Genomic DNA, 12,147 nt, shown 5'->3' on the forward strand with positions numbered 1-12,147 from the left:
CGGCAAGCTCAGGATGAGCGGGTCGATGCCCGGCTTGGTGGCGGTTCTGCAGGGGCCGCCCGCCATGTCGCCATCATCATGGATGGCAATGGCCGGTGGGCCAAGAAGCGCCTGATGCCGCGCGCCTTCGGGCACAAGCGCGGCGTTGATACTGTGCGCGAGATTACCCGCGCAGCCAGAGACTTAGGCCTCGAAGCGCTGACGCTCTATGCGTTTTCGTCCGAGAACTGGAAGCGCCCGGCTGATGAAATCGCCGACCTGATGGGGCTGCTGCGCACCTTCATCCGCAATGATTTAGAAGAATTCGTGGCCAACAATGTGCGGCTGCGAATCATCGGCGAATATCAGGCGCTTGCACCCGACATTGTAGAGCTGATCGAAGATGCAATGGCGCGCACGGCGCACAACACTGGTACCACGCTGGCCATTGCGCTGAACTATGGTTCGCAACAGGAAATCGCTCGTGCTGCGGCCAAAGCTGCGGCCAAAGGGGACATCACGCCCGAGGCCATCGAAGCCGAACTCGATACCGCGAGCCTGCCGCCGCTGGATCTGTTGATCCGCACGTCTGGCGAACTGCGGCTGTCGAACTTCCTGCTGTGGCAGGCGGCATATGCCGAAATGTGGTTCACCGATGTGTTGTGGCCTGATTTCAGCCCGGAACACTTGCGTGAGGCGCTGGACCAGTTCGGTGCGCGCGAGAGGCGGTTTGGTGGACGCTGATCCCGTCTTGGTGCCGCTAGAGGCAGGTCAGCGCAAGAACGCGGATTTGCCGGTCCGGCTTGCATCGGCGGTGGCCATGCTGGCAATTGCGGGGGTGGCTTTCTGGGTTGGCGGATTGGTGCTGGACCTGTTCGTGGCGGCGGTGGCGTTTGGCGTGTTCGTGGAATATGTCCTACTTTGCAGCAAGATTGCCGAAAGCCCGATGAAGCTGGGGCCTATGGTCATCGCCGGGGCCGTCTACATAGGTTGGGCGGGGCTGGCGCTGGCGGTGATGCCCGAACCGCTGATGCTGGTGGTGCTGGGCATCGTGATCTTCACCGATACTGGAGCTTATTTCACCGGGCGGGCGCTGGGCGGGCCCAAGATTGCGCCACGGATCAGTCCGTCGAAGACATGGTCCGGCCTGCTGGGGGGCATGGCAGCGGCGGGGATCTGGACCGCGTTAGTGGTGCTGGCAGCCGGATACCTGATTTCAGCAATCGGTCCAACCGGGCCGAGTGTGGCTGGGGCGCTTGAAACCGCCAATGTCGGCGTGGCCGCGCTGGCTGGGGCGGTTATGGCCATTTTTGCGCAAGCTGGTGATTTCTATCAATCCTGGCTCAAGCGGCGGGCAGGGGTGAAGGATTCCTCCCGCCTTATACCCGGCCATGGCGGTCTGTTTGACAGGTTGGACGGCCTGCTGCCCGTAGCCATTATCGCAGGTACCGCGTGGGCCGCAACGCAGGTGGGGAACTGAAGCCGTGACTCGCTCAATTTCGATTCTTGGTGCAACTGGTTCCATCGGCTCGTCCACGCTTGATCTGATCCGCCGCAACCGCGCTGATTGGCGCGTGGTCGCGCTCACTGCCCATGGTGATGCTGGAGGCCTTGCCAAGCTGGCGCGGGAGTTTGGCGCGGAATTGGCTGTCGTGGCTGATGAGGCCGCGCTGGCCAATCTGCGTGAGGCTTTGGCTGGCACGAACATTCAGGCCGCGGCGGGGCCTGATGCCTTGATCGAAGCGGCCGCGCGGGGCGCAGATGTGACTGTGGCCGCGATTGTCGGCTGTGCAGGCCTTGCGCCCACAATGGCGGCGATTGAACGCGGTGGCACAATCGCCTTGGCCAACAAGGAAGCGCTGGTTTCGGCAGGCGATGTGATGACTGCAGCGGTCGCGCGCCATGGCGCAACGCTGTTGCCAGTGGATTCCGAGCATAACGCTATTTTTCAGTGCCTTGCGGGAAATGATATCGATCACGTCCATGCCATTACACTTACCGCAAGTGGCGGCCCGTTCCGCGATTGGACGCTGGAGCAGCTACACGCGGCCACCCCGGTCGAGGCGGTCAAGCATCCCAACTGGTCGATGGGGGCCAAGATCAGCGTGGATTCGGCCACGATGATGAACAAGGGCCTTGAGTTTATCGAGGCCTATCACCTGTTCCCGGTGGGGGTGGAGCGGCTGCGCGTGATTGTTCATCCGCAATCGGTGGTGCATTCGATGGTGGAATACCGCGATGGTTCGACGCTGGCCCAGCTTGGCCCTTCGGACATGCGCGTGCCCATCGCCTCGGCGCTGGCATGGCCTGCGCGGATGGACACGCCGTGCGCGCCGCTCGATCTGGCCGCAATTGGGCAGTTGACGTTCCGTGCGCCTGATGAGGTGCGCTTTCCGGCCACCCGCGTTGCACGCCATGTGGTGATCGCAGGCGGCGCTGCGCCTGCCACGATGAACGCGGCCAACGAGATTGCCGTGGCGGCGTTCCTTGATGGTCAGATACCGTTCACCCGCATCGTGCAATCGGTTGAGGATGTGTTGTCGCGTAGCCCGCTGCCCGCTCCGGCCTGCCTTGAAGATGTCATCGCCATCGATGCGCAGGCCCGCGCCCATGCACGCGAACTGATGGAGCACGTGTCTTGACCCAGATCGGCCCTGTAATGCAGTTTGGCGTGATGGAGTTTGGCCAGCTATGACGCCGCTTGAAAGCCCCGGAATCCTGACCACCATTCTGGCGTTCCTGCTGGTGCTGGGGCCATTGGTGTTCATTCACGAACTCGGTCATTACCTTGTGGGCCGCTGGTTCGGGGTGAAGGCTGATGTCTTCTCCATCGGCTTTGGCAAGGAACTGGCGGGCTGGACCGACAAGCGCGGCACGCGCTGGAAGCTTTCAGCGCTACCGTTGGGCGGTTACGTGCAGTTTGCCGGTGACATGAACCCTGCGAGCCAGCCCAGCCCTGAATGGCTGGCGCTCCCCGCAGAAGAGCGCAACCGCACGTTTCAGGCCAAGGCCTTGTGGCAGCGTTCGCTGATCGTGCTGGCAGGGCCGGTTACCAATCTGATGTTTGCCGTGCTAATTCTGGCAGGCTTCACAATGGCTTATGGCAAAGTGGTGGTCCCGCCGGTGGTGGGCGAAATCAAGACCGGCTCAGCTGCCGATCGGGCCGGTGTCAAACTCGGCGACAGGATCGTGTCGATCCGCGGAAATACGGTCGAATCTTTCCTCGATGTCCGGCTTGAAGTGGGCCAGAATCCCGGCGAGCCGCTGGATCTGGTGGTCCTGCGCGAAGGTCGGCAGGTGGAACTGGCAGCGCGCGCTGCGGTGAAAGTGGAAAGCGACCGCTTCGGCAATACCCAGAAGATCGGCTTTTTGGGGATCGGTCCCAAATCCTATGAAGTGGTGCGCGTCGGGCCGGTTGATGCCGTGGTAGACGGCGTAAGGCAGACCGGCAGTATCATTGGCATGATGGTCCACGGCATTGGCCAGATCATCACCGGCAAGCGCGAGGTCAAAGAGCTGGGCGGGCCGATCAAGATCGCCAAATATTCGGGCGAGCAGTTCGTTTCGGGTTGGCAATCGTTCGTCGGCTTCGTGGCGCTGATCTCGATTAACTTGGGGTTCATTAACCTCCTGCCAATCCCGGTGCTCGACGGTGGCCATCTGGCTTTCTACGCAGCAGAAGCGGTGCGCAGAAAGCCGGTCGGTCCGCGCGGGCAGGAGTGGGCATTCCGCACTGGCCTTGCGTTTGTCATGGCGCTGATGCTGTTCGTCACGATCAACGATGTGGCGTCGCTGAAAGTGTTCGGGGGGTAAGCTTCTTTCCACGTGCCGGTGCGGGGCGCATGGATCTTGGGTGCAAGGGGGTCTTGTCCGGCAGGGGTGACGGCAGGATTCTTGCACGGAATGTCTTTCCACAGAAATGCGGGGCAATGTTTGCTTGATTGGCCTTGTTGCATCGGGCAGAGGGCAGCATTGCTTGCCGTGGCTGGGCCGTCCTCGCGGGCGTCCACCTGCCACTTAGTACGGGATAGCGCTTGGTGATGATTGGACGGAACGCGGCACGGGCAGGCAAACTCCCCCCGCTCGGAGCGGCCTTGCTCGCAACCACCGGGCTTTGCACTGGTATGCTGGCTGCCCCGCAACTTGCATTTGCGCAAGCGGCTCCTGCCGTACCGCTCGCTGCGCCTGCTGCGCCTGTGGCCCCAGTCGGCGATGTCATTCGCACGGTGACGGTCGAAGGTTCACAGCGCCTCGAAGCCGACACGATTCTGTCCTACATACGGCTGCGTCCGGGCCAGACATATACGCAGGTTTCAGGCGATCAGGCCCTGAAGGACCTCTACGCGACCGAACTGTTTGCTGATGTGCAGATCCGCAATAATGGCGGCGATGTGGTGGTGCAGGTCAAGGAAAACCCGGTCATCAACCGCATCATCCTTGAAGGGAACAAGCGCCTAAAGGAAGACAAGATCCTCCCCGAAATCAAGCTTTCGGCGCGCCAGATCTTTACCCGGTCCAAGGTGCGCGCCGATGTGGCCCGCATCATCGAACTGTACAAGCGCCAGGGCCGATTTGCCGCCACGGTTGAACCGAAGATGGTCATGCTGGACCAGAACCGCGTCGATATCGTGTTCGAGATCAGCGAAGGCCCGAAGTCCAAGGTTCGCCAGATCAACATTCTGGGCAATGAGAAGTTCTCCGACGGGGAACTGCGCGGCCAGATGGTGACAAAACAGGCGCGTTTCTTCCGCCTGTTTTCATCAGGCACGAGCTACGATCCTGATCGCTTGGCCTTCGACCAGCAAAAGTTGCGCCAGTATTACCTGACCGAAGGCTACGCGGATTTCCGCGTGGTCTCCGCCGTGGCCGAACTGACCCCGGACAAGCGCGACTTCATCATCACCTACGTTGTCGAAGAAGGGGAGCGCTACAAGTTTGGCGAGGTCAAGGTTGACAGCCAGTTGCGCGATTTTGACGGTGACAGGATGGCGAAGAACCTGCCGATCAAGCAGGGTGCCTGGTATAACGCCAAGATGGTGGAAGATCAGGTCGACTCTTTGACCGAAACCGCCGGTGCCTTTGGCTATGCCTTTGCCGATGTGCGCCCCGATTTTGCGCGCAACAAGGATGACCTGACGATGTCGGTCACCTTCCGCATCGCCGAAGCGCCGCGCACCTATGTCGAACGCGTCGATGTTAACGGAAATACGCTGACGCAGGACAAGGTGATCCGGCGTGAGTTCCGCATTTCCGAAGGCGATGCCTTCAATACGTTCCAGATCAAGCGTTCAACCAACCGCATCAAATCGCTGGGATACTTCCAGGAAAAGTTTGAGGTTGAACAAAAGCCCGGCAGCGCGCCTGATCGGATCGTGCTGGAAGCCAACGTGGAAGAACGCCCCACCGGCGAGCTACAGCTGTCAGCCGGTTTTTCGAGCCTTGAGAGTTTCATCTTCCAAGGATCGATCCGCCAGAACAACTTCCGCGGCCGTGGGCAGACGATTGGCCTTTCGGTCGATTATTCGCGCTTTACCCGGTCGGTGCAGGTCAGCTTTACCGAGCCTTATCTGTTCGACAAGAACGTGTCGTTCGGGATGGATATCTACCGGCGCGATCTGAACAGCTTCAACTTCCAGAACCAGAACCGCAACACCACCTATCGGCAAGCCACCACCGGCTTCACGGCGCGCATCGGTGTGGCCTTGACCGAATACATGTCGCTGATTGGTCGTTACACGTTCAACATTGATGACGTGACGCTGGATCAGAACACGTTCTTCATCAACGGCCAGTGCAGCAATCTGCTGGCAGGGCGCTATCTGTGCGATGCCATTGGTAAGCGGACCAGTTCGATCCTTGGGGCGTCGTTGGTCTATGATACGCTCGACAACCGCCTGCGCCCGACGCGAGGTATGCAGGTTGTGCTGGGCGGCGATGTTGCCGGGCTTGGCGGTTCGGTGAAGTATGCGCGGTTTACGGCCAACGCATCGCGGTTCTGGAACGTGGGCAGCGGCTTCATCTTCTCGCTGCGGGCCGAAGGCGGCGCGATCAAGGCGTTGGGCAGCCGGTCGAATGATCCGACGATCGATGACGTTTATCTGACCGACCGCTTCTTCCTTGGTGAACCGCAGATTCGTGGCTTCGACATTCGCGGCGTAGGTCCGCGCGTGCTGCGCAAGAACATCATCAACGGCGTGGAAGCAACCGATCGCAACCAGTGGATCGATGACGCGGTGGGCGGCAAATATTACTACCTGTCACGCGCAGAGCTGGAAATTCCGCTGGGCTCAGGCGCGCGTGAACTGGGATTGCGTCCGTCGATCTATGTCGATGCAGGCGCGCTGTGGGGAATTACCAATCCGCTGGCGGCCAACCTCGTCAACCCGCAGCGCATCTATACTGACCGTCTGACCGGCAGGCCGACCGCCAGCCCGACAGCATCGGATGGCACATCAAACGGTGATCCGGTTCAGATATTCAACGAAACGTTCGTCGGCGATTCGCCCGCGCCACGTATTTCGGTAGGTATCGGCGTGAACTGGAACTCGCCATTCGGACCATTCCGCCTCGATTTCGCCCGAGTCCTCAAAAGGGTTGACGGCGACGATCCCAAAACTTTCACTTTCAACGTGGGAACCCAGTTCTGATGAAAATCCGTTATGCATCCGCGCTTCTCGCGGGCCTCGCTCTTGTTGCCATTTCGCCCAACGCTGCAATCGCTCAGGCGGCTGGCGGGGTTGTTGCACCCGGCGTCGCCATCGCTAATCCTTCGGCTGTCGTTGCCGCTTCGGCTGCCTATCAAACGGCCCAGCAGCAGCGCCCCACCACTTACAAGCCGCAGATCGATCAGGCCAATACGCGCAAGACCCAGATCGAAGCGCAGCTCAAGCCGCTGATCGACAAACTGCAGGCCGATTCGCGCGCTGCCACACCCAACCGCGCCGCGCTGCAGCAACAGTATGAGCAGATCCAGCAGATCGAGCAGGCGGGCCAGGCCGAAATCCAGAAGATTCTGGAGCCGTTGAACCTTTCGCAGCAGTACGTGTTGGAGCAGATCGGCGACAAGCTGGACGCTGCCACGCAGGCCGCGATGGACAAGAAGAAGATCACGCTGGTGCTGGATTCGCAAAGTGTGATCAAGGCGGGTCAGGCCTATAACCTGAATCAGGATATTCTTGTTGAACTCAACAAGCTGATCCCCTCGGCCCAGCTCGTTCCGCCAGCTGGCTGGATGCCCCGCGCACAGCGTGAGCAGCAGGCCCAGGCACAGGCCCCGCAGCAGGCTGGAACGCCCGCTCCCGCCCAGCCTGCAAAAAAGGCTCCTGAGGGCCGCTGAGGCTTTCAGGGCTAGCGACCGGGAAAACGGGGAAATGACCGAAGAGACGGCTCAAGCCGTGATAACGGATTACGATGTGCGCAAGGTGATGGCGGCGCTGCCGCATCGCTATCCCTTGCTGCTGGTTGATCGCGTGGTTGCCATTACACTGAACGAGCGCATCCATGCGGTGAAAGCCGTGTCGATGAACGAACAGTTCTTTCAGGGCCATTTCCCCGGCCGTCCGATCATGCCCGGCGTTCTTCAGATCGAGGCGTTGGCGCAGGCCGCGGGCGTGCTTGCGGTGGAATCGCTGGGTTTGGCGGGCTCTGGCAAGCTTGTCTATTTCATGGCTATTGAGGAAGCTAAGTTCCGCAATCCGGTGGAACCTGGCGTGCTGCTCGATCTCCATGTCGAATTCACACAAAAGCGCAGCCGCGTGTGCAAGTTCGCTGGCAAGGCCATGATCGGCGACAAGGTGACCTGCGAAGTGAGCTTCACGGCGATGATCGCCGACGCTTGATCTGCATCTCTGTCGCTGGACAATAGAGCCGCTTTCGTTTAGGCGCGCGCCCTTACAGATTCTTGTGGCCGGTCGGAACCGGCTGCGCACCGGAGTTAGACCCATGAAGACTGGCATTCACCCCGACTACCACATGATCAAGGTGCAGATGACCGACGGCACCGTTTTCGAGACTCGCTCTACCTGGGGCAAGGAAGGCGATACGCTGGCGCTCGAAATCGACCCGACATCGCACCCGGCATGGACCGGTGGCACGCGCCAGCTCGATCAGGGTGGCCGCGTTGCCCAGTTCAACAAGCGCTTCGGTGGTCTTTCGCTCAAGCGTTAAGATACGGCAGTGGTTTTGGTTTCGGGAAGGGCGGCTCAGGCCGCCCTTTTCATTTGCGCGCAAATCGGCGCAGGTGGATATTGCTATCCCCGATAGCCGTCCTAAAGATCATGCCATGACGTTGACCAATTCCCTTGAAAGCCGCCTTGGCTACCAATTGCGCCGGGCCTCGTCTGTCATGATGGCCGATCTTTCGCGCGAACTGGCCGACCTTGATCTGCGCCCAGCCGAAGTGACCACGCTCCTGGTCATCGCCGAAAACCCCGATTGTTCGCAAACCGAGGTGGGGCAGGCGCTGGCCATTAAGCGGGCCAATATGGTGCCAATCATTTCGCGCCTGATGGAACGCGGGCTGGTGGATCGCCGACGCCTCGACGGGCGCAGCCATGCGCTCATGCTGACCGATGAAGGCCGCGCGATGGCAGCAGAAGCGATTGCGCGGATTGATCGGCATGAGGAGCGCTTCACCGAACTGCTTGGCGCGCTTGATGCCGACGTGCTATTCCGCGCCCTGCCAATAATTCGTGCCGCGCGAGAGGCTGAGCTTGAGGGCTGAGCGCTTGATCCCTCAAACGTAGGGCTTTTCGCGATACCATTTGGTGATCACGTATTTCAGCCCTTTGCGCACTTTCATCGCGTGATGGAGCGTGGCGGGGTTGCCGCTGCCATCTGGCCGCCGGTTGTTCCAGCACACCAGCTTGCCCCGTTTGGGCTGGATCGTCTTGTCGATCACCTTGAACCTCGTCGCGCCGCCGGCTTCCACCGTGTTCAGATAGACCATGAACGTCCACGTGCGCTGCCCGGCCACGCCGCAATAGCGTTCGTAATCGACGCCGTCGGGCGCGAAGAAATCGGTATGGGCCTTGAACTCCTGCCCCACATCATAGCGCTGCCCCTGGATCGGTTCACCAAACGGCCGGTCGATGCCGGAAAGGGCAGAAAATCTGGCATCGAGCGCTGCGACATCGTGTTCATCCATCGGCAAATCACAGGTTTCGCTGGTGCGGAACGCCGTGTCCCCATTGGCATCGGCTAGCGTGGAGGGCCGCCGCTGCCGCTCGATCCGGTCCACCAGTGCAGCACATTCCGCCTCGGACAGGAAATCGCGCAGGATGAACATTTCGATCCGGGGCGAGGGCACGCGCATCATGCCGGGCACAGCAAGCAGCCGTTCGGCAGACGATTCGTTGGCAACAGACAGCATCGCGCGTTTTTCTATGCATCCGTCCCGCCTGCCGCAACTTGAACGTGCTGGCGCTTTGGTCGTAAAACCGTCACGTTTCTGCCGCATGCGAAGTGCCATGGTTCGACCCACTCCTCAGCGCCCGGCGCGCAACGGCTTCTCGCTGGTCGAGATGATGGTCGTGCTGATGGTCATGGGCCTGCTGGCCTCCGTGGCCGTGCTCACCATCCCCGGCGACGAACGCCGGCTGCGTGAAGAGGCCGAGCGCTTTGCCGCCCGCACGCTGGCTGCGCGGGATGAGGCGATTATAGGGGCCCGCCCGATTGCGCTGGTGGTCAGCGAACGCGGCTATTACTTCGAACGGCGGATGGAAGGCCAATGGCAGCCGCTGCCCGGCAAGGGCTTTGACCTCACCAGCTGGGCCACCGGAACCACGGCCAGCGCCGGGCGCCAGCGCGTCGTGATCGATTCGCTTGGCCTTGCGAGCAGCGATGCGGCCGTCCGGCTCACCCGCGATGGCAATTCGCTGGTCATCCAGCTGCGCCGCGATGGCAAGGTGACATTGGATGAAGGCTGACCGCACACCCCGCCAGCCCAATGGCTTCACCCTGCTCGAACTGTTGGTCGCGCTATCGGTCTTTGCCATTGCCGCTTTGGCATTGTTGCAGATGGAAGGTGCCAGCATCGCCCGCACCGCCGATCTTGATCAGCGCCTTCTGCGCGAGATCGTGGCGCAGAACATGGCGGCCGAGATATTGACCGACCCTGCGCCGCCACCCGTTGGCAGCGCCAGTGGCGCAATCGAGAACGCAGGCCGCCGATTTCAGTGGACCCGCACGGTTGCCAATCAGGCTGATTATGGCGTGCTTTCTATTACGCTGTCAGTGCGCGAAGCAACGCCGGGTTCAGGGTCGCAGGCTTTCACGCTCGATTTCACGCGTATGCCGGGTGCATGATCAAACCACCTGCCCGTAATGGCTTTACTCTGGTCGAGATGCTGGTCGCACTCGCCTTGTTTGCAGTGATCGCGGTCGGCGCGCTGGGTTTGCTGCGTTTTTCGGTCGATGCCGAACTTGCCAGCCGCTCGAAGACTGACGCCATAGCCGCCCAGCGCCGCTTCTTGTCTGTCTGGACCGCTGATCTGGCGCAGGCCGTGCCGCGCCCTTCGCGTGACCAGTCGGGCACACCGCGCCCTGCGTTCGAGGCAAACACCGACGGCATGGTGATCCGCTTCACTCGCAGCGGGTGGGACAATCTCGATGGCGCACCACGGCCCGGCCTCCAAAAGGTGGAATATCGCATCACATCCACGGCATTGGTTCGCGCAGGCTACCCCTATCCCGATGGCGCAACTGCTGATCGTCCAAGCGAAGTCCTGCCCGTGACAGCCGCACCGACAGTTCGGTTCCGTAGCAAGGATGGCAACTGGCGTGACCGGTGGGAGCCGCAGCTTTCCACCGAACTGCCTGTGGCGGTGGAATTGCTCATCCCGCAAAAAGGGGTGCCGCCCTTGCGCATCGTCTCGCTGGTCGGGGTCAACTACCAGTGAGCGCACGAAACCCGAAAGAGCGCGGCGCGGCGCTCCTTTCCGTTCTGCTGCTGGTGGCGGTGATGGCGGTGATTGCAGCTGTCATGCTCGATCGCCTGAATTTGGCCACGCGCCTTGCCGGCAATGGGCAGGCGATGACGCAGGCGCGCTTCTATGCCACCAGTGCCGAAACCCTGGCCATGGCGCGGATCAAGGCGCTGGTCGATCAGTCTGACGAACGCACGGTTGATCGTACTGGCCTGTTGGGGCGCGAATTTCCGTTGTCCTTGCCGCGCGGCACCGTGATGGTGCGGGTGGATGATGCCGGGAATTGCTTCAATCTCAATTCGTTGGTTGAACAGGATGCACAAGGGCAAAACCGGCTGCGGGTTGCCGGGTTAACCCAGATGCGCGCCTTGATGCGCAGCCTTGCCATCCCCGAGGCGGAGACCGCGATTATCAGCGATTCGACGGCGGACTGGATTGACACCGACAATGCGCCCGCACCCAACGGCGCTGAAGACGACAGCTATCAAGGCCGCCCCGTACCCTATCGCACGGCGGGCCGCCTGATTGGCGACGTGAGCGAGATTCGTGCGGTGCGCGGCATGACACCGCAGTTCTATGAACGCCTTCGACCATGGCTCTGCGCACTTCCGACAGCAGAGCTTTCCCCAATCAATATCAATACCTTGCGTGCTGATCAGGCCCCGCTTTTGGCCATGACCGCGCCGACTGCAATTTCTGTGGATCGCGCGCGCGCCTTGATCGCCAGCCGGCCCGCACTCGGCTGGGCAGCAGCCGAAGATGCGCTTCGAAGCGTTGGCGGCATTCCCGATGGTGGCGGGGAGGGCGAAAGCCAGGTGCAAGTGCTCAGCCGCTGGTTCTTGCTTAGCCAGACGGTCACGGTCGATTCGGCTGTGCTTGAAGAACAGGCGCTGATTGATGTCGGGCTGAACCCGCCGCGCGTGGCGTTCCGCACATGGGGGGATCGTTTCAGCCGGTGATCAGCACACCCAGGCAAAATTTCTGCTTCCCTTTCCCGCGCCTTTCTGCAAAGGGACCGCCCCGCACGGCGTGTTCCGTGCAGATGATGTGGCGACCGTAGCTCAGTTGGTTAGAGCGCCGGTTTGTGGTACCGGAGGTCGGGGGTTCGAACCCCCTCGGTCGCCCCATTTTCCTCCTGAAATTGCTAATTCAACCCTTCGGGGACATAGCCTTTTGGTGTGGCTTGCCGCCATTGCGCTTGCGGCTTTGCGCGCACAGTGGCAGAGCGTTAGCGGACCGGACG

14 protein-coding genes and 1 tRNA gene are annotated in these 12,147 nt (G+C 61.1%); 14 read left to right on the forward strand and 1 reads right to left on the reverse strand.

Annotation, left to right across the window (positions count from 1 at the left end):
- Positions 1-78: 78 nt before the first annotated feature.
- The 9 genes from uppS to AC2A1F_RS03025 all read left to right on the forward strand — a co-directional run bounded on the left by uppS (position 79) and on the right by AC2A1F_RS03025 (position 8,701).
- Positions 79-723 (forward strand): polyprenyl diphosphate synthase, encoded by a 645-nt coding sequence (uppS, locus tag AC2A1F_RS02985; RefSeq protein ID WP_484208156.1) that lies wholly within the window; start codon positions 79-81, stop codon positions 721-723.
- On the forward strand, positions 713-1,459 hold the full coding sequence (locus AC2A1F_RS02990) for a phosphatidate cytidylyltransferase (RefSeq protein WP_484207274.1): 747 nt from the start codon (positions 713-715) through the stop codon (positions 1,457-1,459). The genes uppS and AC2A1F_RS02990 overlap by 11 nt, the downstream gene beginning before the upstream one ends.
- A 4-nt stretch (positions 1,460-1,463) precedes the next feature.
- Positions 1,464-2,621, forward strand: a complete 1,158-nt coding sequence (locus tag AC2A1F_RS02995; protein ID WP_484207275.1) for a 1-deoxy-D-xylulose-5-phosphate reductoisomerase — start codon at positions 1,464-1,466, stop codon at positions 2,619-2,621.
- A gap of 49 nt (positions 2,622-2,670) precedes the next feature.
- A complete protein-coding gene (gene rseP, locus AC2A1F_RS03000) occupies positions 2,671-3,792 on the forward strand; it encodes an RIP metalloprotease RseP (protein WP_484207276.1) in 1,122 nt (373 codons plus the stop codon).
- Between the two features lie 227 nt (positions 3,793-4,019).
- Positions 4,020-6,626 (forward strand): outer membrane protein assembly factor BamA, encoded by a 2,607-nt coding sequence (gene bamA, locus AC2A1F_RS03005; protein WP_484207277.1) that lies wholly within the window; start codon positions 4,020-4,022, stop codon positions 6,624-6,626.
- Positions 6,626-7,315, forward strand: coding sequence for an OmpH family outer membrane protein (locus AC2A1F_RS03010; protein WP_484207278.1), 690 nt, complete (start codon positions 6,626-6,628; stop codon positions 7,313-7,315). Before bamA ends, AC2A1F_RS03010 begins: the two co-directional genes overlap by 1 nt.
- A 34-nt stretch (positions 7,316-7,349) precedes the next feature.
- Positions 7,350-7,817 carry a 3-hydroxyacyl-ACP dehydratase FabZ gene (fabZ, locus tag AC2A1F_RS03015; RefSeq protein ID WP_484207279.1) on the forward strand — a complete coding sequence of 156 codons (468 nt, stop codon included), beginning with the start codon at positions 7,350-7,352 and terminating at the stop codon, positions 7,815-7,817.
- Positions 7,818-7,920: 103 nt separating this feature from the next.
- Positions 7,921-8,145, forward strand: coding sequence for a 50S ribosomal protein L31 (rpmE, locus tag AC2A1F_RS03020; RefSeq protein WP_039337458.1), 225 nt, complete (start codon positions 7,921-7,923; stop codon positions 8,143-8,145).
- A gap of 115 nt (positions 8,146-8,260) precedes the next feature.
- Positions 8,261-8,701: a MarR family winged helix-turn-helix transcriptional regulator gene (locus AC2A1F_RS03025; protein WP_484207280.1), complete on the forward strand. Its 441-nt coding sequence runs from the start codon at positions 8,261-8,263 to the stop codon at positions 8,699-8,701.
- Positions 8,702-8,713: 12 nt separating this feature from the next.
- Here AC2A1F_RS03025 and AC2A1F_RS03030 read toward each other — a convergent pair whose 3' ends face one another.
- Positions 8,714-9,349 (reverse strand): prolyl hydroxylase family protein, encoded by a 636-nt coding sequence (locus AC2A1F_RS03030; protein ID WP_484207281.1) that lies wholly within the window; start codon positions 9,347-9,349, stop codon positions 8,714-8,716.
- A 97-nt stretch (positions 9,350-9,446) separates the two neighbouring features.
- Here AC2A1F_RS03030 and AC2A1F_RS03035 point away from each other — a divergent pair, with 97 nt between their 5' ends.
- The 5 genes from AC2A1F_RS03035 to AC2A1F_RS03055 all read left to right on the forward strand — a co-directional run bounded on the left by AC2A1F_RS03035 (position 9,447) and on the right by AC2A1F_RS03055 (position 12,031).
- Positions 9,447-9,905: a GspH/FimT family pseudopilin gene (locus AC2A1F_RS03035; RefSeq protein ID WP_484207282.1), complete on the forward strand. Its 459-nt coding sequence runs from the start codon at positions 9,447-9,449 to the stop codon at positions 9,903-9,905.
- Entirely contained in the window at positions 9,895-10,284 is a 390-nt protein-coding gene (gene gspI / locus AC2A1F_RS03040) for a type II secretion system minor pseudopilin GspI (RefSeq protein ID WP_484207283.1), read from the forward strand. Before AC2A1F_RS03035 ends, gspI begins: the two co-directional genes overlap by 11 nt.
- A complete protein-coding gene (gene gspJ, locus AC2A1F_RS03045) occupies positions 10,281-10,877 on the forward strand; it encodes a type II secretion system minor pseudopilin GspJ (protein WP_484207284.1) in 597 nt (198 codons plus the stop codon). The genes gspI and gspJ overlap by 4 nt, the downstream gene beginning before the upstream one ends.
- Positions 10,874-11,863 carry a type II secretion system minor pseudopilin GspK gene (gene gspK, locus AC2A1F_RS03050; protein ID WP_484207285.1) on the forward strand — a complete coding sequence of 330 codons (990 nt, stop codon included), beginning with the start codon at positions 10,874-10,876 and terminating at the stop codon, positions 11,861-11,863. The genes gspJ and gspK overlap by 4 nt, the downstream gene beginning before the upstream one ends.
- A 91-nt stretch (positions 11,864-11,954) precedes the next feature.
- Positions 11,955-12,031: transfer RNA gene (locus AC2A1F_RS03055), tRNA-His, on the forward strand.
- Positions 12,032-12,147: the final 116 nt, after the last annotated feature.

The sequence above is a fragment of the Novosphingobium sp. HNCC26BN242 genome, assembly GCF_057180525.1.

What these genes read in the sequence shown, in the direction of transcription:
- rseP (WP_484207276.1), top strand. Translation starts at nt 2,671, where the DNA reads ATGACGCCGCTTGAAAGCCCCGGAATCCTGACCACCATTCTGGCGTTC.
- gspJ (WP_484207284.1), top strand. Translation starts at nt 10,281, where the DNA reads ATGATCAAACCACCTGCCCGTAATGGCTTTACTCTGGTCGAGATGCTG.
- AC2A1F_RS03010 (WP_484207278.1), top strand. Translation starts at nt 6,626, where the DNA reads ATGAAAATCCGTTATGCATCCGCGCTTCTCGCGGGCCTCGCTCTTGTT.
- gspI (WP_484207283.1), top strand. Translation starts at nt 9,895, where the DNA reads ATGAAGGCTGACCGCACACCCCGCCAGCCCAATGGCTTCACCCTGCTC.
- fabZ (WP_484207279.1), top strand. Translation starts at nt 7,350, where the DNA reads ATGACCGAAGAGACGGCTCAAGCCGTGATAACGGATTACGATGTGCGC.
- AC2A1F_RS03030 (WP_484207281.1), bottom strand. Translation starts at nt 9,349, where the DNA reads ATGCTGTCTGTTGCCAACGAATCGTCTGCCGAACGGCTGCTTGCTGTG.
- bamA (WP_484207277.1), top strand. Translation starts at nt 4,020, where the DNA reads ATGATTGGACGGAACGCGGCACGGGCAGGCAAACTCCCCCCGCTCGGA.
- AC2A1F_RS03025 (WP_484207280.1), top strand. Translation starts at nt 8,261, where the DNA reads ATGACGTTGACCAATTCCCTTGAAAGCCGCCTTGGCTACCAATTGCGC.
- uppS (WP_484208156.1), top strand. Translation starts at nt 79, where the DNA reads ATGGATGGCAATGGCCGGTGGGCCAAGAAGCGCCTGATGCCGCGCGCC.
- rpmE (WP_039337458.1), top strand. Translation starts at nt 7,921, where the DNA reads ATGAAGACTGGCATTCACCCCGACTACCACATGATCAAGGTGCAGATG.
- AC2A1F_RS03035 (WP_484207282.1), top strand. Translation starts at nt 9,447, where the DNA reads ATGGTTCGACCCACTCCTCAGCGCCCGGCGCGCAACGGCTTCTCGCTG.